Genomic DNA, 20062 nt, shown 5'->3' with positions numbered 1-20062 from the left:
TCGCCGCGGGAGCACGCCGATGAGTGCGCTCCGCGAAGCCATGAGCCACGCCGTGCTCGGCTGGGTGAAACCCGAGCTGGACGAAACCCTGCGCCTGGTCCGTCAGGAGATCGAAGCGTTCGTCGAAACGCCGTCGGACACCAGCCGCATGCGCTTCTGCGCCGGCTACCTGCACCAGGTGCAGGGCACGCTGCGCATGGTGGAACTGTATGCGCCGGCGATGGTGGCCGAAGAACTCGAACTGCTCGCCAAGGCGCTGCAGGACGGCGGCGTGGGCGACCGCGACGAAGCCTGCGCCACGCTGATGCGCGGTGCGGTGCTGTTGCCGGATTACCTGGAGCGCCTGCAGGAAGGCCATCGCGACATTCCGATCGTGCTGCTGCCGCTGCTCAATGAGATCCGCGCCTCGCGTGGCGCGCCTGGCCTCAACGAGAGCATGCTGTTCCCGGCCGGCGCCCGCGATGAGGCGGCACCCAGCGAAGCCGAGATCGACCACGCGCGCAGCAGCCTCAGCGGCCGCAACCGCGAACTGCTCGACACCGTCGGCAACGCGGTGAAGGAAGAACTGCTGCGGGTAAAGGACGCGCTGGATCTGCACCTGCGCACGGGCAGCGACGCGAACGAACTCGACTCGCAGGTCACCGAACTGGGCAATGTCGCCGATACGCTCGGCATGATGGGCCTGGGCGTGGCCCGCGACGTGGTGCTGCAGCAGCGCGACACGTTGCGCGAGGTGGCCTCCGGGTCGCGTCCGGCCGACGAGGGCACGCTGCTCGATGTCGCCGGCGCGCTGCTGTACGTCGATGCGTCGCTGGACGACCAGGTCGCGCGTCTGGGCAGCGGCGATGCCGTGCAGGACCCGAGCGCCGCGGAATCGCAGCGCACGGTCGAGATCCTCGCGCAGGAAGCCATCATCAACTTCGCCGGCGCACGCGAGCGCTTCGTCGCCTTCATCGAGACCAACTGGGACCACGCCGAACTGGCGGACGTGCCGCGCCTGCTGGACGAAGTGGCGGGTGCGTTGCGCATGCTCGAACTCGGCCAGGCCGGCGACTACGTGGTCGGCGTGAAGCGCTACGTCAGCGGTGAGCTGATCGGCAAGAAGCGCGTGCCCGGTGGTCAGCAGCTGGACACGCTGGCCGATGCGATGGCCAGCCTGGAGTACTACCTGGAAGCGCTGCGCGAGCGGCGTCCCAACCGCGAGGACATCCTCGAGATCACCCGCGGCAGCCTGGAAGCCCTGCGCTACTGGCCGCTGCCGGCGGAAGCCGCCGCGCCCGTCGAGACGCCCGCTGTCGAAGCGCCGACCGCCACGCCGGTACCGGTCGCCGAAGCGCCCTCCGTGGCGCACGTCGAGCCCGTCGTCGAACCCGCGCCGGCATCGTTCGGTGCGCTCTCGCTCGAGCCCCTCGATGCCATGCCGCCGTCCAACGCCGGCGCGAACCCGTTCGATCCGGTCGGCTTCGAGGAAGACAGCGCACCATCGCCGTCGCCGGCCGAGGAGCAGACGTCTGCGTTCGACCTGCCGGTCGATGCGGGTGACATCGCCGTGGCCGATGCGCCAGCCGATGCCGACGACCGCGCCGCGATCGACGTGCCGGTCGAAACCTTCGCCGCGGACGTGTCCGCGCCGGTGGTCGAATCCGATGCGCTGCCCGACCTGCGGCACGAGATCGCCGCCGCCGCGGCCGCCGTGCCGTCGGCCATCGTCGGCGGCTTCGATGGCGACAGCACCGACATCGACGACGACATCCGCGAGGTCTTCCTCGAGGAGTTCGACGAAGAGATCGTCAACCTGCGGCAGCTGCTGCCGGCCTGGCGCAGCAATACCGAAGACCTGGAACGCCTGCGACCGATCCGCCGCGTGTTCCACACGCTGAAGGGCAGTGGCCGCCTGGTCGGCGCCAAGACCCTCGGCGAGTTCAGCTGGAAAGTCGAGAACATGCTCAACCGCGTGCTCGACCGCACGCGCGCACCGAGCCATGCCGTCGAAGTGCTGCTGGAGCAGGCCTGCGACACGCTGCCGCAGCTCAACGCCGCGCTGCGCGGCCAGGGCAGCGTCACCGCCGACCTGGCCGGCCTGCAGGACGTGGCCGACCGCCTCGCCGCGGGCGAGGACGCGTACTACAGCGCCGAGCCGACCGTGCTGGAAGAGGACGTCGACCTCGATGTCGTCGAGCCGGCCGCCGTGGCGCCCGTTTCCTTCGTCGACGAGGCGCCGGCCGTGTTCGAGCCGGAAGCCGAAGGCACGCCGGCCTCGGTCGATGCCGTGCTGCGCGAGATCCTCGAGGCGGAAGTCGACAACCATCTCGACACCGTCGATCACTGGCTGCAGAAGGCGCAGGTCGAGCCTGTGCCGGTCAGCGAGGAACTGCTGCGCGCGATCCACACGATGAACGGTGCGCTGGCGATGGCCGACGTGCCGGAAATCATCCACGTCACCTCGGCGGCCGAGCAGTACACCAAGCGCCTGCTGGCGGCCGGCGAAACACCGACGCCGGAGGGCGTGGCGGCCTTCGCGGACACCGCGCAGGCGATCCGTCGCAGCGTCGCCGCGCTGCAGGCACCGTCGCCGCGCATCCCGGCGTTCGCCGCACTGGCGGGCCAGCTGCGCGCACTCGCCGACCGCCTCCCCGACCTGCGCCAGGGTGCGCAGATCGTGGACGACACCCGGCAGGGCACCTACGTCGGCCAGACGCCGATCGCGCCGCCGGTCGGCCCCTCGGATGTCGAACTGCTGGCGATGGACCTGTCGGCGTATCTCGATGCCGAAGCGGCCAGCGGGGCTGGCGGATTCGACGCCACCCGTTCCGTCGAGGGCGCCACCGTCGACGACGGCGCAACCCCGTCGACCGGCGAGATCGCCAGCGACGCCACCGAAGCCGTGTCGTCGATCGACGCATCCACGGTTCCGGAAACACCGGCGCCGGTGGACCAGAGCGTCACCTTCTACGACATCGATTACCGCATCCTGCCGCGCACGCACGCGCCGGAGGCCGAGCCTGCGGCGCAGGCGGGCAGCGACGTCCCCGAGGACGAAGCGTTCGCCGAGGTGGAGGAGATCGTCGTTGCCGAGGCCGACGCCGAAGCAGATGCCGGCCAGGCCGATATGGCCGGGGATGCCTCGACGCCGATCGAAGAGCCCGTTGTGGTCTCCGGCGAGGACGTCATCGAGCAGGCATCCGACGAAGCGGTCCCCAGCGTCGAAGACGATGCCCTGGTGGTCGATGGCGACCTGCCCGCCTTCCTCGTCGAGGCGGACGACGCATCGCCGGCCGAGGCTGGCGACGGCGACGGAGTGGCAGAAGCGGATCCGTCCGTCGCGGACGATGGCGTCGCTGCGCAGGACGAAGCCGTTCCCACCGAGCTTTCCGACACGGCGGCGACCCCCGACGCGGAGACGGCCGCCTGGACGGCAGACGTCACCGACGCGGTCGAAGGGATCACCATCGCAGGCGATGCCGACGAAGGTCCTGATGCCGCGCCGGTCGCAGTCGAAGACGACGCAGTGGAGATGGAAGCGCTGTCCGTTGCCCAGGAAGACGACGCGTCCGCCATCGACACCGCGTCCACGGATGACGCCGGCGCCGCGCTTTCCATCGAGGATGCCCTCGTCGAGGAAACCGCGCCGGCACCGGCCGTCGACGAAACCGTGGAGATCCAGGACGTTGTGGATGTCGCGGACGTTGAAGACGCATCCGATGCGGAAGCACCCGCATCGCAGGACATCGAAGTCGAAGCCGTTGCCTCCGTCGAAGTCGAGGAGTCTGCCGTGACTGCACCCGCCGAGATGCCGGAGCCGGAAGACGCGCTCGACCTGACCGGGCTCGACCTGGACCTGGTCGAGATCTTCATCGAGGAAGGCAACGACCTGCTGGACCACTCCGACGACCTCATCGCCAAGCTGCGCGAGACGCCGGAAGACCGCACGCTGCTCACCGGCCTGCAGCGCGATCTGCACACGCTGAAGGGCGGCGCCCGCATGGCGGGTATCCACGCCGTCGGCGACCTGGGCCACGCGATCGAGTCGATGCTGGAATCGATCGCCGGCCAGCGCACCGAGCTGGACCGCCGTGGCATCCAGTTGCTGGAACGCGGTTTCGATACCCTGCACGCCCAGCTCGCCCGTGTCACCGCGCGGCGCGCCGTCTCCATCCCGGACGGCATGATCGCGGAGTTCACGGCCCGCGCCCGCGGCATCGAACTGCCGGACGCGCCGGTGTCGGCGGACACGCCGGCCGCACCGGTCGAACTGGCGCCGCTGTCGGCACCGATCGATACCGACGCCGCCGCGCCGGTCGAGGAAGAGTTCTTCCCGGTCGGGCAACAGGAGCAGGTCCGCGTCCGCGCCGATCTGCTGGACCGCCTGGTCAACAACGCCGGCGAAGTCGCGATCTACCGCGCGCGCCTGGAGCAGCAGCTGGGTGCGTTCCGCGGTGCGATGGCGGAACTGGACCGCACCAACATCCGCATGCACGACCAGCTGCGCCGTCTCGACCTGGAGACGGAGGCGCAGATCGTCGCCCGCTACCAGCGCGAGCACGACAAGCAGGATCCGACGTTCGATCCGCTGGAACTGGACCGCTTCTCCACGCTGCAGCAGCTGAGCCGTGCGCTGGCCGAATCGGCCGCCGACATCAGCGGCCTGCAGGGCGTGCTGGACGACCTCGCGCGCCAGTACGACAGCCTGCTGCAGCAGCAGTCGCGCGTCAGCTCGGAGCTGCAGGACGGCCTGATGCGCGCGCGCATGCTGCCGTTCGAAGGCATCGTGCCGCGCTTGCGCCGCGTGCTGCGTCAGGCGGCGACCGAGACGCACAAGCAGGTCAGCCTGCAGTTCTCCGGCACGCACGGCGAAATGGACCGCAACGTGCTGGACCGCATGACCGCGCCGCTGGAGCACCTGCTGCGCAATTCGGTCGCGCATGGCCTGGAAACGCCGAAGGAACGCCGCAAGGCGGGCAAGCCGGAAGAGGGCACCGTGCACGTGGCCCTGCGCCGCGAAGGCTCGGAAATGGTGCTGGAGGTGTCCGACGACGGCGCCGGCCTGAACCGCGACGCCATCCGCAAGCGCGCCGAACAGCGTGGCCTGCTGCAACCGGGCGCGGTGCTGCCCGACACCGCACTGGACCGCCTGATCCTGGAGCCCGGCTTCAGCACCGCCGACAAGGTCAGCCAGCTGGCCGGCCGCGGTGTCGGCATGGACGTGGTCTACAACGAAGTGCGCCAGCTGGGCGGTTCGCTGGAAATCAGCTCGGTGCCGGGCAAGGGCGCGACCTTCACCCTGCGCCTGCCCCAGACGCTGGCGGTCAGCCAGGCCGTGTTCGTGCAGATCGGCGAAACCCAGTTCGCGGTGCCGGTGGCGGCGGTCAGCGGCATCGGCCGCATCAGCCACGCCCGCTTCAGCGCCGGCGCGGGCAGCTACCACTACGCCGGCGAAGACTATCCGCTGTACAACCTCGGTCACCTGGTCGGCCAGGGCGCGGCCAAGGCCGAAGGCCAGCCGCAGGTACCGTTGCTGCTCGTCCGTTCGGGCGACCTGCGTGCCGCCGTGGCGGTCGACCAGGTGCTTGGCAACCGCGAAATCGTGGTCAAGCCGGTCGGTCCGCAGATCGCCTCGATCCCCGGCATCTACGGCGCTACGATCACCGGCGACGGCAGCGTGGTGGTGATCCTGGACGCCGCACCGCTGGTGCGCCGCCACCTGGCGCAGCCGCAGGAGCCCGCGCAGCAGGCGCCCGCGGTGGAACAGCGCCGCGTGCCGCTGGTGATGGTGGTCGACGACTCGCTGACCATGCGCAAGGTGACCAGCCGCGTGCTGGAGCGCCACAACTTCGAGGTCAACGCCGCGCGCGATGGCGTCGAGGCGCTGGAGAAGCTGGAAGAACGCGTGCCCGACCTGATGCTGCTCGACATCGAAATGCCGCGTATGGACGGGTACGAGCTGGCCACCGCGATGAAGGCCGATCCACGCTTCAAGGACGTGCCCATCGTCATGATCACCTCGCGTACCGGCGACAAGCATCGCCAGCGCGCCTTCGACATCGGCGTGCAACGCTACCTGGGCAAGCCGTACCAGGAGCTCGACCTGATGCGCAACGTGTACGACCTGCTGGGAATCGCCCGTGTCCGTGAGTGAAGCCAAACGCGTCGCCCTGCTGGCGCGCCCGGGCGAGGCGCGCGAGCGCCTGCGCGTGGCGCTGCACGAGGCCGGTGCCGAGATCGTGCTGGAAGACGACCCCAATGCGCTCGATGTCGAGGCACTGGGCAACAGCGCGCCGCAGGTGGTGCTGGTGGCGCTGGAACCGGCCATCGAGGACAGCCTGGAGCGCTTCGACAGCGTGCTGCACGATCCCGCGGTCGCGGTGATCTTCGACGAAGCCGAATTGGCCGCGCGCCGCCAGGGCTGGGATGCCCAGCGCTGGGCGCGCCACCTGGCCGCCAAGCTGCACGGTCACCGCGACGTGCTGCCGCCTGGCCGCGAGGAAGACGTCGGCCTGCAACTCGAGCCTGGCCTGCCCGTCACGCCTGCGCAATTGCACGAAGGCGACAACGTGTCCGATTACCTGGCGTCGGTCGCCGGCATGGCGCTGGAGCTGCCCAGCGACGATTTCGCCTACACCGGCAGTTTCCAGGCGCGCGAAACGGACGAGCAGGTGATCGACGCGGATGCCTGGCTGCGGTCGGCCTCCGCGCCGGCGGAAACCCCGTCCGCGCCGCCGCTGCCGGAAACGCCGTCGGCCGTACCGCCGCCCCTGCCCCCTGCAGCGCCCGCGGCCTCCGGCTTCGACCTGTCCAGACTCGAGCTGGAACCACTGGAAGGTGGTGGTCTGGCATCCGCGCGCGTCCAGGGCGCCGTGCTGGTGTTCGCCGGCATCGGCGGGCCCGACGCCGTGCGCAAGCTGTTGGCCGACCTGCCCACGGGCTTTCCCAAGCCGGTGATGGTGCACCTGCGCCTGGATGGCGGCCGCTACGACAACCTGGTCCGGCAGATGGAGCGCGTGTCGCACATGCCGGTCCTGCTCGCCGAAGCCGGCAAGAACGCCGATGCCGGACACGTCTACGTGCTGCCGGGCGACGTAGTGCCGTTCGTCGACGCGGGCGCGGTGGGCTTCCGTCCCGGCGCGGTTATCCACACGGTGATCCCGCAACTGCCGCCGACCGACAGCGCCGTGCTGCTGCTGAGCGGCAGCGACACCGCGCTGGTCGATGCCGCCGCCGCGCTGGGCAACGAGGGTGCGCTGGTCATGGGCCAGTCGCAGGAAGGCTGCTACGACCCCGCCGCGCCCAAGGCGCTCGCGGCGCTCGGCGCCGACCTGGGATCGCCCGCGCAGATCGCGCAGCGCCTGACCGACCGCTGGTTCTGAGGAACATACGATGGCCCATTCCAACGACGAAATCCGCGGCGTCCTGATCCAGGCCGGCGAATACCGCCTGCTGCTGCCCAACGCCACCGTCGCCGAAGTGCTGACGCGCGCACCGGTCGAGCCGGTCGCGGACATGCCGGACTGGCTGCCGGGGCGCATCGACTGGCACGGCTGGCCGGTACCGCTGGTCGCGTTCGGTCGCCTGACCGGCAATGTCGGCGAACCGGTGGCGCTGAACAGCAAGATCGTCGTGCTGAAGGCGCTGAGCGGCGACAAGGATCGACCTTACTTCGCTCTTCTGACGCCGTCGTTCCCGCGCCTGGTATCGGTGCCGCGCGACGGCCTGCTCGCCGACGCGACCGAGGAGGACCTGCCGGTGGGCGTGAAGGTCCGCGTGCTGCTGGGCGACGAAGCCGCGGTACTGCCCGATCTGGAACTCGTCGAGACGATGATCGACGAGGCGCTGGCCAACGCGGCCTGACGTCCTGCAGGGTGGGCCTTGGCCCACCGTTTCGCTGTCTGTCACCGGGATGCTTCGGCACGTGGTCGGTACATCCGACGCCGTGCGATGGCGGGCTTGAGCCCGCCCTACAGCCCGCCCTACAGGTCGCCGAATCTCGATTGCAGGGCGGCGATGGCGGCCAGGCCGGCGGTTTCGGTGCGCAGGATGCGCGGGCCGAGACGGAGTCCGGTGAAGCCCGCGGCCGACAGCGTGTCGCGATCGCGCGGCGACCAGCCGCCTTCCGGTCCGATCGCCACCACCACCGCGCCTGATGCGATCTCGACGGTCGCCAGCGCTACGTCGCCGGTCGGATCGAGCGTGAGTTTCGTCGCGCCGGTGCCGACATCGCGCGCCGCATCGGCAAGGGACGCCGGCGCCGACAGGCTCGGCAGGCGTGCACGGCCGCTCTGCTCGCAGGCGGAGGCGATGACGCTGCGCCAGTGCGCCACGCGCTTCTCGGTGCGTTCGGCATTGAGCTTCACCTCGGTGCGCTCCGCCATCACTGGAATGATCGCCGCGACGCCGAGTTCGGTCGCCTTCTGCAGGATCAGGTCCATCTTCTCGCCGCGGGCGATGCCCTGCAGCAGGATCACGCGCAGCGGCGACTCGTTGTCGATCGCGCGCGCAACGACGATGTCGGCCACCACGCCGCGCTTGCTGATCGCGGTGAGGCGCGCGTCGTAGTCGTGGCCATCGCCGTTGAACAGCACGCAAGCATCGCCTTCGCGCAGCCGCAGCACGCGTGCGAGGTGGTTGGCGGCGGTCTCGGGCAGGGCAAGGGACGTGCCCACGCTCAGGGGGGCGTCGACATGGCAGCGGGTCAGACGCATGCGGTGGCCTCGTCGATGGCGTGGCGGGTGACGTCGGCGAGCAACTGCAGCGCGTCGTCGTCCACGCAGTAGGGGGGCATCCAGTACAGCACGTCGCCCAGCGGGCGCAGCACCACGCCGCGTGCCAACGCGGCGCGGTACGCCTTCAGGCCGATGCGTGCGGTGGCGGGGAACGGCGTCGCCTTGTCGCCGTCCTGCGTCAGTTCGAACGCCAGCATCATCCCGGCCTGGCGCACGTCGGCCACGTGGCGGTGTGCGGCCAGCGGTTCGGCGAGCGTCGCCATCGTGCGCGCGGTCGCGCGGTTGCGTGCCAGCACGTCGTCGGCGCGGAAGATGTCCAGCGACGCCAGCGCCGCCGCGCACGCCAGCGGATTGCCGGTGTAGCTGTGCGAATGCAGGAAGGCGCGCTCGCGCGAGTCGTCGAGGAAGCCATCGTAGATCGCCTGCGTGGCCAGCACCGCCGCCAGCGGCAGGAAGCCGCCGGTCAGCCCCTTCGACAGGCACAGCAGGTCGGGCATCACACCGCTCTGTTCGCTGGCGAACAGCGTGCCGGTGCGGCCGAAACCCACCGCGATCTCGTCGGCGATCAGGAACGCGCCACTGGCGTCGCACAGTTCGCGCACGCGGGAAAGATAGTCCGGGTGGTGCATGCGCATGCCGCCGGCGCACTGCACGCGCGGCTCGACGATGACGGCGCAGACTTCACCCGCATGGTCCTCCAGCAGCGTCGCCAATGCATCGGCTGCGCGCCGCGCGCAGTCGGCCGGCGACTCGCCGGGCTGCGCCAGGTAGGCATCGGGGGAGGGCGCGAACAGCGCCTCGGTCAGCAGCGGCGCATAGACCCGCCGGTACAGCGGGATGTCGCCCACGGCCAAGGCACCCAGCGTTTCGCCGTGGTAGCCGTTCTCCAGCGCGATGAACTTCGTCCGCGTGTGTTCGCCACGGTTGTGGAACCAGTGGAAGGCCATCTTCAGCGCCACTTCCACCCCCGCCGAGCCGTTGTCGGCGTAGAACACCTTGGCCAGCGGTGCGCGGCCCATCTGGTGCGGCGCCACCGCCAGCAGTCGTTCGGCCAGCTCCACCGCCGGCGCGTGGGTGAAGCCGGCCAGCATCACCTGCTCCAGCGACTGCGCCTGTGCGGCAATGGCGGCACCGACGCGCGGTTCGGCATGGCCGAACAGGTTGGTCCACCAACTGCTCACCGCATCCAGGTAGCGCGTGCCGTCGTGGCCGACCAGCCACGCACCCTCTCCATGGGCGATCGGGACGAGCGGCAAGGTGTGCGGGTGCTCACGCATCTGCGTGCAGGGATGCCACAGCACCGACAGATCACGGGCACGCCACGCGTCCGCCTCTGCTAGCATTCCCGTCTGATGATCCTGTTGTCGCATCCCCTCATGATATCGGGCACCGCCCCCTGCCGTCGCCACGCACTGCGTGGTGCGCGCGGACGCCGCGCCGTCGCATGAGCCGCCTGCCGACCATCCACGGGATCACCCAGCGCACCGATGGGCCGGACCGCCATGTCGAGGAGCTGGACCTGGAATTCAGCAACGGCGAGCGCCGCCGCTATCACCGCCTGCGCTCGCAGGGGCATGGCGCGGTGGTCGTGGTGCCGATGCAGGACGACGAGACGGTACTGCTGGTGCGCGAGTACGCCGCCGGCATGCACCGCTACGAACTGGGCCTGGTGAAGGGCCGCATCGACGCCGGCGAGACGCCCGAGCAGGCCGCCGACCGCGAACTGAAGGAAGAAGCCGGCTTCGGCGCGCGCCGCCTCGACGTGCTGCGCGCCCTGACCCTGGCGCCCACCTACATGAGCCACCAGTCCTGGCTGGTGGTGGCAAGAGACCTGTACCCCGAGCGTCTGCCGGGGGATGAACCCGAGGAGTTGGAAGTAGTGCCCTGGAAGTTGCAAGACCTCGACCAGCTGATGCTGCGCGAGGATTTTTCGGAAGGTCGTTCGCTGGCGGCACTGTTCATCGCCCGCGAATGGTTGAACGCGCGGACATGACCAAGATGACCGCCGACCTGCACGAAGCCGTCATCGTCATCGCCCGTGAAGCGGGCCAGGCCATCATGGCCGTGTACGAGGGCGCCTTCGACGTGCAGCGCAAGAACGACGACAGCCCGCTTACCGCCGCCGACATGGCCGCCCACCAGGTGATCATCGATGGCCTGCGCCGGTTGACCCCCCAGTGGCCGGTGCTGTCCGAGGAAGCCGCCGACATCCCGTGGTCCGAGCGCAGCCAGTGGCCGACCTACTGGCTGGTGGATCCGCTGGACGGCACCCGCGAATTCATCAAGCGCAATGGCGAGTTCACCGTCAACATCGCGCTGATCGAGCAGAACGAACCCGTCTTCGGCGTGGTCCACGCGCCGGTGACCGGCGAGACCTGGCACGCGCGCCAGGGCCGCAACGCCTACCGCCGCGTCGGCGACGTGGATGCGCAGATCCGTACGCGTGCGCCGGCCACCGGCACGCTGAAGGTTGCCGCCAGCCGTTCGCACCGCGACGCGCGCACGCAGGCTTTCCTCGACGGCATGGGCGACATCGAGGAGGTCTCGCTCGGCTCGTCGTTGAAGTTCTGCCGCATCGCCGAAGGCACGCTGGACGTCTATCCGCGCTTCGGTCCCACCAGTGAGTGGGACACCGCGGCCGCGCAGTGCGTGCTGGAAGCCGCCGGCGGCGCGCTGCTGGCGCCCGACGGCCGCGCGTTCCGCTACAACCGCCGCGAGACGCTGCTCAACGGCGATTTCGTGGCGCTGGGCGACATGACGCTGCCGTGGCGCACCTGGCTGGCGCGCGCGCAGGACGACGACCATGGACATGCCCGCATCGCCTGACGGCGACATCGCGCGGCTGCTGGCCATCATGGCCCGCCTGCGCGATCCCGACGGCGGTTGTCCGTGGGACCTGGAGCAGGATTTCTCGACCATCGCGCCGTACACGGTGGAAGAGGCCTACGAGGTCGCCGATGCGATCGACCGGCATGACCTGCCCGCGCTGAAGGACGAACTGGGCGATCTGCTGCTGCAGGTCGTCTTCCATGCGCAGATGGCGCAGGAGCAGGGCGCCTTCGCCTTCGGCGATGTCGTCGAGGCGATCTGCGACAAGATGGTGCGGCGCCATCCGCACGTGTTCGGTCCTTCGACAGGCTCAGGACAGGCTGCCTCGTTCGCGGATGCGGAAGCGCAGACGGTGAACTGGGAAGCGATCAAGGCCGCCGAGCGCAAGGCCGCGGGCGAAGAAGACACGTCCGCGCTGGCCGGCGTCTCGCGCGGCCTGCCCGAATGGCAGCGTGCGGTGAAGCTGCAGTCGCGCGCGGCGCGGGTCGGCTTCGACTGGCCAGACACCGCGCCGGTGATCGACAAGCTGCACGAGGAGATCGACGAGGTGCGCGTCGAACTCGCCGCCGCGCCATCGCCCGAGCGCGACGCGCGGCTGGAGGACGAGATCGGCGACCTGCTGTTCGTCGCCGCCAACCTCGCGCGCCATGCCAAGGTCGATATGGGCGGCGCGCTGCGCCGGGCCAACCTGAAGTTCGAGCGTCGCTTCCGTGCGATGGAAGCGATCGCCGCCGCCGAGGGCACGACGATGTCTGCGCTGTCGCTGGAGCAGCAGGAAGCGCTGTGGGGACGCGTCAAGCAAGGCGAAGGCATGTAGCGTCAGCCTTCTCGGCCTCGCCGTCGCGGCGTTCCTGGCAGGGAGGGCACACGCAGCGGAGCAAGCTCCGCTCTACGGGGGGCGGTTGTCCTGCCCGACCACCGTTGGACCGTCATTCTCGCGAAGGCGGGAACCCAGCGACTTGCAACATCGCACCGAACCGGCGCGGTGATTCGCGTGCGAAGACGGCAGCGGTCGCATCGCCGGACGCGTTGCGTTGCCGGGATCCCTGGGCTGGCGGCGGGCCAGGGCCCGCCCTACGCTGTCGGCATGAAAACCTTGCTGCTGTTCCTCGTCACCGCGTTGGCCGAAATCGTCGGCTGCTATCTGCCGTATCTGTGGCTGCGCAAGGGCGGCAGCGCGTGGCTGTTGCTGCCCGCGGCCGCCAGCCTGGCGCTGTTCGCGTGGCTGCTCACGCTGCATCCCACCGCGTCCGGGCGCGTGTACGCCGCCTACGGCGGCGTCTACGTCACCATGGCGATCGGCTGGCTGTGGGCGGTGGATGCGGTGAAGCCGACGCGCTGGGACCTGCTGGGCGCCGGCTTGTGCCTGGCCGGCATGGCGGTGATCATGTTCGCGCCACGCGCCGCCTGACCCTGTGGGAGGGGACATGAGCCGCTTCGCCAGCTTCCGCGAGTTCTATCCGTTCTATCTCGCCGAACACAGCAACCGCACCTCGCGGCGGCTGCACTTCATCGGCAGTTGCGGCGTGCTCGCGCTGCTGGTGCTGGCCATCGTCGAGGGGAATGCGTGGTGGCTGCTCGCCGCGCTGTTCTGCGGCTACGGCTTCGCCTGGGTGGGCCACTTCTTCTTCGAGAAGAACCGGCCGGCGACCTTCAAGCATCCGTTCTATTCGTTCGCCGGCGACTGGGTGATGTTCAAGGACATCCTCACCGGGAAGATCCGGTTCTGAGCGACGCATGAGCCGTGTCGTCCGGCACGCCGTCCGCGCGGTCGCGCTGCTGATCGGTGCACCGTTGACCGGGCTTTTCGCCTACGACCTGGTGGCGGTCAGGCCGCATGTAGCCGGCATGGAGGCGATCCTCGCGCAGGCTGATGGCCAGGATGCATCGCCGCCACTCCTGATCCGCCGTCTGATAGACGCGAGCGTGGAATCACCGGCGCCGTCGGTGGCCAGGATGGCAGTCCGCCAGTTCTACCATTCTCGGTCCGCCATGGCCTGGCAAGCGAGAACAGCGCTCTGGCAGATCCTGCTGCCCATGCATTTCAGCGATGAAGAAATGTACGGGCTCTACGCATCCCAGGCTTACAACGGTGTCGACAAGGGCCTGGGCCGTCTTGCACGACGCGAGCACGGCAAGTCCCTTGGCGCGCTGGCACCCATCGAGGCGGCGCGCATCGTTGCGATCGTACAGGGACCGTCTTACATGCTGCGGGACAGACAGCGGCTGGAGACACACGCCGAGCAGCTGATGGCCCGAGCCGGATATGCCCCATGAGCGGCCTCGCGACCCCTCACTCGTAGAACATCAGGAACGCCGCGCCCACGATCAGGGCGAACGCCGCGTAGTGGTTCCATTTCAGTGGCTGGCCCAGGTACCAGGTGCTGAAGCCGGCGAAGACCACCAGGGTGAGGATTTCTTGGATCGTCTTCAGTTGCACGACCGAGTACACGGCGCTGCCCATGCGGTTGGCCGGCACCATCAGGGTGTACTCGAAGAAGGCGATGCCCCAGCTGGCCAGGATGGCGACGAACAGGGGGTAGCCTTGTACTTCAGGTGCCCGTACCAGGCGAACGTCATGAAAATGTTGGACGCCAGCAGCAGGAACAGGGGCAGGATGCGGTCGATCATGGCGCGGCCGTTGAGGAAAGGACGCAAAGCGTAATCCCAACTGCCAGCTGAATGCAGTGGGCGTCTTCACGCGGTGTCCACCGGTCGACCGGTAGTTTCACAAACCTGAAGCCTCTCAAGGAGCCGGTATGCGACACAGTCAGGAAACCGCGGGTCTGGTGCTGGTCGTGGAAGACAACCGCAATATTTCCGAGATGATCGGCGAGTATCTCGAAGGGCGGGGATTCGAAGTCGACTACGCCACCGACGGCCTCGACGGCTACCGCCTGGCGGTTGAGAACAGCTACGACGTGCTGGTCCTGGACCTGATGCTGCCACGGCTGGACGGCATGGAAGTGTGCAAGCGCCTGAGGAACGAGGCCCGCAAGTCAACGCCCGTCCTGATGCTGACCGCGCGAGACACGCTGGACGACAAGCTGACCGGCCTCAGTTCCGGCGCCGACGACTACCTGACCAAGCCGTTCGCCATCCAGGAACTGGAAGCACGCCTGCGCGCCCTGATCCGGCGGGAACGCCGCCAGGTGGGTGCCGAGGTGCTCAAGGTCGCCGACCTGGTGCTGGACCCCGTCAGCATGCGTGCGACCCGCGGCGGTACCGAGCTGATGCTGTCGCCGATCGGCCTGCGCCTGCTGACCATCCTGATGCGCGAGTCGCCCCGCGTGGTGACCCGGCAGGAGATCGAGCGCGAGATATGGGGTAACGGCCTGCCGGATTCCGACACGCTGCGCAGCCATCTCTACAACCTGCGCAAGGTGATCGACAAACCCTTCGACAAGCCGTTGCTGCACACCGTGCAGAGCGCGGGCTACCGTATCGCCGATATCGGCTGACCTGAGCGTCGGCGCGCGGCATCATGGCCACTCCGCCGGACGATACGCCGATGCGCCACCACGGCCTGCCCCGCAAACTCAGGATCGCCTTCATCCTGCAGGCCGTGATGGTCAGCCTGGCCATCGTGCTGGGCGTCTACCTGATCTCCGCCGTCATCAAGCACAGCCTGATGAACACGGCGCTGCAGGAGGAGGCCGCCCACTTCTGGCAGCTCTACAGCGCCAGCACCGCGCAGCCGCCACCGAACACGTACAACCTGCGCGGCTACCTGGTGCTCAAGGGGCATTCCAACCTGGTGCTGCCGGAGAACCTGCGCGACCTCCGCCCCGGGTTCCACGAACTGAAGAACGACGACCTGCTGGTGCTCGTCGACGAGCAGTCCGAGGGCCGCCTCTACCTGGTGTTCCTGCGCTCGCAGGCCGAACGCCTGGCGTTCTATTTTGGCACCGTGCCGATCATCATGACCCTGGTCGCGATCTACCTGGTGTCCTGGCTGACCTACCGCGCGTCCAAGCGGCTGGTGTCGCCCGTCAGCTGGTTGGCGCGACAGGTGGCGGAATGGGATCCGCGCCGTCCCGACGTCAGTGCGCTGGCCGCCGATCGCCTGCCGAACGATGTGCAGGGCGAAGCCCGTCAACTCGCCGCGGCGTTGCACGGACTGGCGCAGCGCGTGAGCGCGCACGTGGCGCGCGAGCGCGACTTCACGCGCGATGCCAGCCATGAACTGCGCACGCCGCTGACGGTCATCCGCGTGGCCACCGACATGGGCATGGCCGAGGATTCGCCGCCGCGCGTGGCGCGGGCGCTGCAGCGCATCCAGCGCGCCGGCCGCGACATGGAGGCGGTGATCGACGCGTTCCTGATCCTCGCCCGGGAGGCCGAGGTCGAGCCGCAGAGCGAGGATTTCGATGTGGCCGACATCGTCATGGACGAGGCCGAGAACGCGCGCACGCTGCTGCTCAACAAACCCGTCGACCTGGAAGTCACGCTGCATGCACGCCCACGCCTGCACGCACCGCCGCGTGTCTTCCAGGTGGTCGTCAGCAACCTGTTGCGCAATGCCTGTGCCTACACCGACCGCGGCCGCATCGACGTGCTGCTGGAGTCCGATCGCGTGATCGTGCGGGACAGTGGCATCGGCATGTCCGTCGAATCGATGCAGCGCGTGTTCGAACCGTTCTACCGCGCCGACCCCACGCGCCCGCATGGCAGCGGCCTGGGCCTGTCGATCGTCAGCCGGCTGTGCGACCGATTCGGCTGGAAGATCGAGCTCGACAGCGAGCTCGGTCGCGGGACTACGGCGACGATCCGCTTCGTTCCGTAATCCATAATGGGAACTGACCGGTGCCGCGGGCTGTCAACGCGGCAGCCTCCGGCGCGTTCCCGTTTCCGACTCCCCACTCCCCGAGCCGACTCACTGCATGAGCCAGCCAGCACGCATCGCCCCCCGCAAGACATCTCCCCTGCCCAGGATCCTGCTTGGGGCCGCCGTTGTCGCCATCCTCGGAGCGGGCGCGTGGTACTGGACCTCGCGCAAGGCCGAAGGCGCCGAGAGCGCGTATCGCACCGCGACCGTGGAGCGCGGCGACATCCGCGTGGCCATCTCGGCCACTGGCACGCTCAGCGCGATCTCCACCGTGACCGTCGGCAGCCAGATCTCCGGCCAGGTCACTGACGTGCTGGTGGACTACAACAGCGAGGTGAAGAAGGGTGAGGTGCTGGCGCGCATCGACCCGAGCACCTACGAAGCCCAGATCGAACAGGGCAATGCGCAGATCGCGAACGCACAGGCCAGCCTGAAGCAGGCGCAGGCCACGCTGGCGAACGCCGAACTGGACTACACCCGCAAGGCCGACCTCGGCACGCAGAAGCTGGTCGCGCAGAGCGACGTCGACCTGGCCCGCGCGGCGCGCGACCAGGCGCGTGCGCAGGTCAACGCCGCGCAGGCGTCGATCCGCCAGCAGACCGCGTCCACCCAGACCACCCGCGTCAACCTCGACCGTACCGTCATCCGCTCTCCGGTGGACGGCGTGGTGCTGACCCGCAGCATCGAACCCGGCCAGACCGTGGCGGCCAGCCTGCAGGCGCCGGAGCTGTTCACCATCGCCGAAGACCTGTCGAAGATGAAGATCGAACTGGCCGTCGACGAAGCCGACATCGGCCAGGTCAAGGTCGGGCAGGCGGTCTCGTTCACCGTCGATGCCTTCGCCGACCGCCAGTTCCGCGGCGAGGTGCAGCAGGTGCGCCTGTCCGCCACCACCACCAGCAACGTGGTGACCTATCCGGTGGTGGTCAGTGTGGACAACAGCGACGGCACGCTGCTGCCGGGACTGACCGTCAATGCCGAGATCGAGGTCAGCAAGCGCGACGACATTCTCAAGATTTCCAACGCCGCGCTGCGCTACAAGCCGACCGGCGAGGAGGCCAACGCCACGGCCGCCGCACAGGCGCCGCAGGGTGGCCAGAACCGCGGCAGTGGCGTCAGCGACGACCTGGTGCGCGTCGCCGGCACCCTGCAGCTGAAGCCGGAACAGCAGTCCGCATTCGACGCGGCACTGGCCGCGTTGCGTGAGCGCCAGGCCGCGCGTGCGGCGCAGGCGCAGCAGCGAGGCGGTGCGAGCATGTTCGGTGGGCCGGGCGGCGGCCCGCGTCCCGGCGGCAACAGCAGCAGTGGCGGAGGCGCAATGCAGGCGCAGATCCGCCAGCGCATGGCCGAACGCATGCAGCAGGACTTTGCGCCGTTCCGCGCCACTCTGGACGAGCAGCAGAGACAGCGCTGGGATGGCGAACTGCGCACGTTGCTCGGCGCCAAGCGCGCGCCGGTCTACAAGCTGGTCAACGGTAAGCCGGACATGGTGCAGGTGCGCGTGGGCGCCAGCGACGGCACCAGCACCGAGGTGTCCGGTGCGGTGAACGAAGGCGACGTGGTGGTCGTGGGCGAGCGCGCGAAGGAATGAGCACGCCGTCCGCGAACGCCGGCGACCGCGTGCCGGTCATCCAGACGCATGCGCTGGGCAAGGTCTATTCCGCCGGCACCGAGGCGGAAGTGGTCGCGCTGCGCGGTGTCGACATGCGCGTGGACCGCGGCGATTTCGTCGCCATCATGGGGCCGTCCGGTTCGGGCAAGTCCACGCTGATGAACCTGATCGGCTGCCTGGACACGCCGACCGACGGCCGCTACCTGTGCGACGGCATCGACGTGGCCACGCTGGACGCCGAGCAGCTGGCGATCCTGCGCCGCGAGAAGATCGGCTTCGTGTTCCAGGGCTTCCACCTGTTGCCGCGCATGACCGCACTGGACAACGTGGCGATGCCGCTGGGCTATGCGCAGGTGCCGCCGGGCGAGCGCGCCGAACGCGCGCGCCAGGCACTGGCCGCGGTCGGTCTGGCCGAGCGCGCCGGCCACCGGCCCAATGAACTGTCCGGTGGCCAGCAGCAGCGCGTGGCCATCGCGCGCGCGCTGATCAACCAGCCGCCGATCCTGCTGGCCGATGAACCGACCGGTGCGCTGGACAGCAAGACCGGTGAGGAGATCCTGGCGCTGTTCAAGCGCCTGCGCGACGACGGTCATACCGTCATCCTGATCACCCATGACGCCGAAGTCGCCGCGCACGCCGACCGCATCCTGGTGATGCGCGACGGCGAGCTGCATGAGGAGGAGGTGATTCGTGATTCGTGATTGGAAGGGAGGCGCCATGAGGCCGATTCCCCAACGAGCTTGCGATATTTCGGTGCAGCGTGGCTGCGGTCGCTTTGCTCTTGCGAATTCCCTATCACCAATCACCAATCACGGCTTCCAACCATGAAGTTCTCCGACATCCTGCGCACCGCGCTGCACGCACTGCGCGGCAACTGGATGCGCAGCGCGCTGACCTCGCTGGGCGTGATCATCGGCATCGCCGCCGTCATCGTCATGGTGTCGGTGGGCCAGGGCACGCAGGCCGAGATCGACAAGCTGGTCTCCGGCCTAGGTTCGCAGCGGCTGGACATCAGCCCGGGTGCCGGCCGTGGTCCCGGCGGTGGCGGCGTGCGCATGAGTTCCAGCAGTTTTTACACGCTCAAGGAAGGCGACGTCGACGCGATCCGCAACGAGATCCCGGAAGTGCAGTACGTGGCCGGTGCGTTGCGCGGCAACACCCAGATCGTGTTCGCCGAGAACAATGCGTCGACCAGTTGGCAGGGCGTGCAGGCGGATTTCTTCGACATCAACAGCTGGGTTATCGCCAACGGCGAAGGCTTCGATGCGCAGGACTACTCCAGCGCCGACAAGGTGGTGATCCTCGGCGAGACCGTGCGGCGCACGCTGTTCGGCGAGGACAGCGGCGTCGGCCAGACCGTGCGCCTGGGCCGCGTGCCGTTCACGGTGGTCGGCACGCTGGCGCCGAAGGGGCAGGGCGGTTTCGGGCAGGACCAGGACGACGTGATGATGGTGCCGCTGGAGACCGCGCGCCGTCGCCTGATGGGGTCGATGGGGGTGCCACCGGGTGCCGTGCAGCAGATCGCGCTGACCGTGGCCGACGCCAAGGACCTGGGCTACGTGCAGGGCGAGGTGGAAGCGCTGCTGCGCCAGCGGCACAAGATCGGCCCGGGTGAGGACGATGACTTCAACGTCCGCAACATCTCCGAGATCGTCGCCACCCGTACCGCGACCACCCGGCTGATGTCGCTGCTGCTGGGCGCGGTGGCCACGATCTCGCTGATCGTCGGCGGCATCGGCATCATGAACATCATGCTGGTGTCGGTGACCGAGCGCATCCGCGAGATCGGCCTGCGCATGGCGGTGGGCGCGGGGCCGGGCGACGTGCGCCGGCAGTTCCTCGCCGAGGCCATGCTGCTGTCGCTGGGCGGTGGCGTGCTGGGCATCGTCATCGGCGTGGCCGGGGCGTTGCTGGTCGGCAAGTTCAGTGACCTGCCGGTGGCGTTGAACGGGCAGGTCATCGGCCTGGCGGCGGGCTTCTCGATCGCCACCGGCCTGTTTTTCGGCTACTACCCGGCACGCAAAGCCTCGCAGCTCGACCCCATCGAGGCGCTGCGCTCCCAGTAATGCGCCAGGA

At 68.9% G+C, this 20062-nt stretch carries 16 protein-coding genes and 1 pseudogene; 14 read left to right on the top strand and 3 right to left on the bottom strand.

All coding sequences use genetic code 11. The annotated features are described in order from the left end of the window. The first annotated feature begins 19 nt into the window (after positions 1-19). From ACGHX3_RS14970 to ACGHX3_RS14960, 3 genes are read left to right on the top strand one after another with little or no spacing between them, the layout of a single operon-like run. Entirely contained in the window at positions 20-6136 is a 6117-nt protein-coding gene (locus tag ACGHX3_RS14970; RefSeq protein WP_394695464.1) for an Hpt domain-containing protein, read from the top strand. Then, the gene (locus ACGHX3_RS14965; RefSeq protein WP_394695463.1) at positions 6123-7364 is read left to right on the top strand and encodes a chemotaxis protein CheB; all 1242 of its coding nucleotides are present in this window, start codon (positions 6123-6125) and stop codon (positions 7362-7364) included. Before ACGHX3_RS14970 ends, ACGHX3_RS14965 begins: the two co-directional genes overlap by 14 nt. A 10-nt stretch (positions 7365-7374) precedes the next feature. After that, a complete protein-coding gene (locus ACGHX3_RS14960) occupies positions 7375-7845 on the top strand; it encodes a chemotaxis protein CheW (RefSeq protein WP_394695462.1) in 471 nt (156 codons plus the stop codon). Positions 7846-7964: 119 nt separating this feature from the next. Here ACGHX3_RS14960 and ACGHX3_RS14955 read toward each other — a convergent pair whose 3' ends face one another. Together ACGHX3_RS14955 and bioA are read right to left on the bottom strand one after the other, a co-directional pair. Beyond that, positions 7965-8696, bottom strand: a complete 732-nt coding sequence (locus tag ACGHX3_RS14955) for a 16S rRNA (uracil(1498)-N(3))-methyltransferase (protein WP_394695461.1) — start codon at positions 8694-8696, stop codon at positions 7965-7967. Continuing rightward, positions 8687-10060, bottom strand: a complete 1374-nt coding sequence (gene bioA, locus ACGHX3_RS14950; RefSeq protein WP_394695460.1) for an adenosylmethionine--8-amino-7-oxononanoate transaminase — start codon at positions 10058-10060, stop codon at positions 8687-8689. Before bioA ends, ACGHX3_RS14955 begins: the two co-directional genes overlap by 10 nt. A 101-nt stretch (positions 10061-10161) precedes the next feature. Between bioA and nudE the strand changes: the two genes are divergently transcribed. The 6 genes from nudE (at position 10162) to ACGHX3_RS14920 (ending at position 13823) form a co-directional block, all read left to right on the top strand. Further along, entirely contained in the window at positions 10162-10710 is a 549-nt protein-coding gene (gene nudE, locus ACGHX3_RS14945) for an ADP compounds hydrolase NudE (RefSeq protein WP_162337791.1), read from the top strand. Continuing rightward, entirely contained in the window at positions 10707-11543 is an 837-nt protein-coding gene (gene cysQ, locus ACGHX3_RS14940) for a 3'(2'),5'-bisphosphate nucleotidase CysQ (protein ID WP_394695459.1), read from the top strand. Before nudE ends, cysQ begins: the two co-directional genes overlap by 4 nt. Further along, complete coding sequence (gene mazG / locus ACGHX3_RS14935; RefSeq protein WP_394695458.1) at positions 11521-12363, top strand: nucleoside triphosphate pyrophosphohydrolase; 843 nt, start codon at positions 11521-11523, stop codon at positions 12361-12363. The genes cysQ and mazG overlap by 23 nt, the downstream gene beginning before the upstream one ends. A gap of 270 nt (positions 12364-12633) precedes the next feature. Continuing rightward, positions 12634-12957, top strand: a complete 324-nt coding sequence (locus ACGHX3_RS14930) for a YnfA family protein (RefSeq protein WP_394695457.1) — start codon at positions 12634-12636, stop codon at positions 12955-12957. Between the two features lie 16 nt (positions 12958-12973). Beyond that, positions 12974-13276 (top strand): Mpo1-like protein, encoded by a 303-nt coding sequence (locus ACGHX3_RS14925; protein ID WP_394695456.1) that lies wholly within the window; start codon positions 12974-12976, stop codon positions 13274-13276. Positions 13277-13283: 7 nt separating this feature from the next. Then, positions 13284-13823 carry a hypothetical protein gene (locus ACGHX3_RS14920; protein WP_394695455.1) on the top strand — a complete coding sequence of 180 codons (540 nt, stop codon included), beginning with the start codon at positions 13284-13286 and terminating at the stop codon, positions 13821-13823. A 16-nt stretch (positions 13824-13839) separates the two neighbouring features. Here ACGHX3_RS14920 and ACGHX3_RS14915 read toward each other — a convergent pair. Next, positions 13840-14177, bottom strand: a pseudogene (locus ACGHX3_RS14915) (DMT family protein). Between the two features lie 128 nt (positions 14178-14305). Between ACGHX3_RS14915 and ACGHX3_RS14910 the strand changes: the two are divergent. The 5 genes from ACGHX3_RS14910 (at position 14306) to ACGHX3_RS14890 (ending at position 20052) form a co-directional block, all read left to right on the top strand. Next, positions 14306-15007 carry a response regulator transcription factor gene (locus ACGHX3_RS14910; protein WP_056879702.1) on the top strand — a complete coding sequence of 234 codons (702 nt, stop codon included), beginning with the start codon at positions 14306-14308 and terminating at the stop codon, positions 15005-15007. A gap of 23 nt (positions 15008-15030) precedes the next feature. Continuing rightward, the gene (locus ACGHX3_RS14905) at positions 15031-16332 is read left to right on the top strand and encodes a sensor histidine kinase (protein ID WP_394695454.1); all 1302 of its coding nucleotides are present in this window, start codon (positions 15031-15033) and stop codon (positions 16330-16332) included. A 97-nt stretch (positions 16333-16429) separates the two neighbouring features. Beyond that, a complete protein-coding gene (locus ACGHX3_RS14900; protein WP_394695453.1) occupies positions 16430-17965 on the top strand; it encodes an efflux RND transporter periplasmic adaptor subunit in 1536 nt (511 codons plus the stop codon). Further along, positions 17962-18687, top strand: a complete 726-nt coding sequence (locus ACGHX3_RS14895; protein ID WP_394695452.1) for an ABC transporter ATP-binding protein — start codon at positions 17962-17964, stop codon at positions 18685-18687. The genes ACGHX3_RS14900 and ACGHX3_RS14895 overlap by 4 nt, the downstream gene beginning before the upstream one ends. A gap of 123 nt (positions 18688-18810) precedes the next feature. Continuing rightward, entirely contained in the window at positions 18811-20052 is a 1242-nt protein-coding gene (locus ACGHX3_RS14890) for an ABC transporter permease (protein ID WP_394695451.1), read from the top strand. Positions 20053-20062 lie beyond the last annotated feature (10 nt).

The organism is Pseudoxanthomonas japonensis (assembly GCF_043632995.1).
GTDB classification, from domain to species: Bacteria; Pseudomonadota; Gammaproteobacteria; order Xanthomonadales; family Xanthomonadaceae; genus Pseudoxanthomonas_A; species Pseudoxanthomonas_A japonensis.
Note: the sequence above shows the minus strand (reverse complement) of the source record. Positions and strands in the feature narration are given on the sequence as shown.

Coding starts and splice junctions, on each gene's coding strand:
- ACGHX3_RS14970 (WP_394695464.1), top strand. CDS start 20: ATGAGTGCGCTCCGCGAAGCCATGAGCCACGCCGTGCTCGGCTGGGTG.
- ACGHX3_RS14960 (WP_394695462.1), top strand. CDS start 7,375: ATGGCCCATTCCAACGACGAAATCCGCGGCGTCCTGATCCAGGCCGGC.
- ACGHX3_RS14955 (WP_394695461.1), bottom strand. CDS start 8,696: ATGCGTCTGACCCGCTGCCATGTCGACGCCCCCCTGAGCGTGGGCACG.
- bioA (WP_394695460.1), bottom strand. CDS start 10,060: ATGCTAGCAGAGGCGGACGCGTGGCGTGCCCGTGATCTGTCGGTGCTG.
- nudE (WP_162337791.1), top strand. CDS start 10,162: ATGAGCCGCCTGCCGACCATCCACGGGATCACCCAGCGCACCGATGGG.
- cysQ (WP_394695459.1), top strand. CDS start 10,707: ATGACCAAGATGACCGCCGACCTGCACGAAGCCGTCATCGTCATCGCC.
- mazG (WP_394695458.1), top strand. CDS start 11,521: ATGGACATGCCCGCATCGCCTGACGGCGACATCGCGCGGCTGCTGGCC.
- ACGHX3_RS14930 (WP_394695457.1), top strand. CDS start 12,634: ATGAAAACCTTGCTGCTGTTCCTCGTCACCGCGTTGGCCGAAATCGTC.
- ACGHX3_RS14925 (WP_394695456.1), top strand. CDS start 12,974: ATGAGCCGCTTCGCCAGCTTCCGCGAGTTCTATCCGTTCTATCTCGCC.
- ACGHX3_RS14920 (WP_394695455.1), top strand. CDS start 13,284: ATGAGCCGTGTCGTCCGGCACGCCGTCCGCGCGGTCGCGCTGCTGATC.
- ACGHX3_RS14910 (WP_056879702.1), top strand. CDS start 14,306: ATGCGACACAGTCAGGAAACCGCGGGTCTGGTGCTGGTCGTGGAAGAC.
- ACGHX3_RS14905 (WP_394695454.1), top strand. CDS start 15,031: ATGGCCACTCCGCCGGACGATACGCCGATGCGCCACCACGGCCTGCCC.
- ACGHX3_RS14900 (WP_394695453.1), top strand. CDS start 16,430: ATGAGCCAGCCAGCACGCATCGCCCCCCGCAAGACATCTCCCCTGCCC.
- ACGHX3_RS14895 (WP_394695452.1), top strand. CDS start 17,962: ATGAGCACGCCGTCCGCGAACGCCGGCGACCGCGTGCCGGTCATCCAG.
- ACGHX3_RS14890 (WP_394695451.1), top strand. CDS start 18,811: ATGAAGTTCTCCGACATCCTGCGCACCGCGCTGCACGCACTGCGCGGC.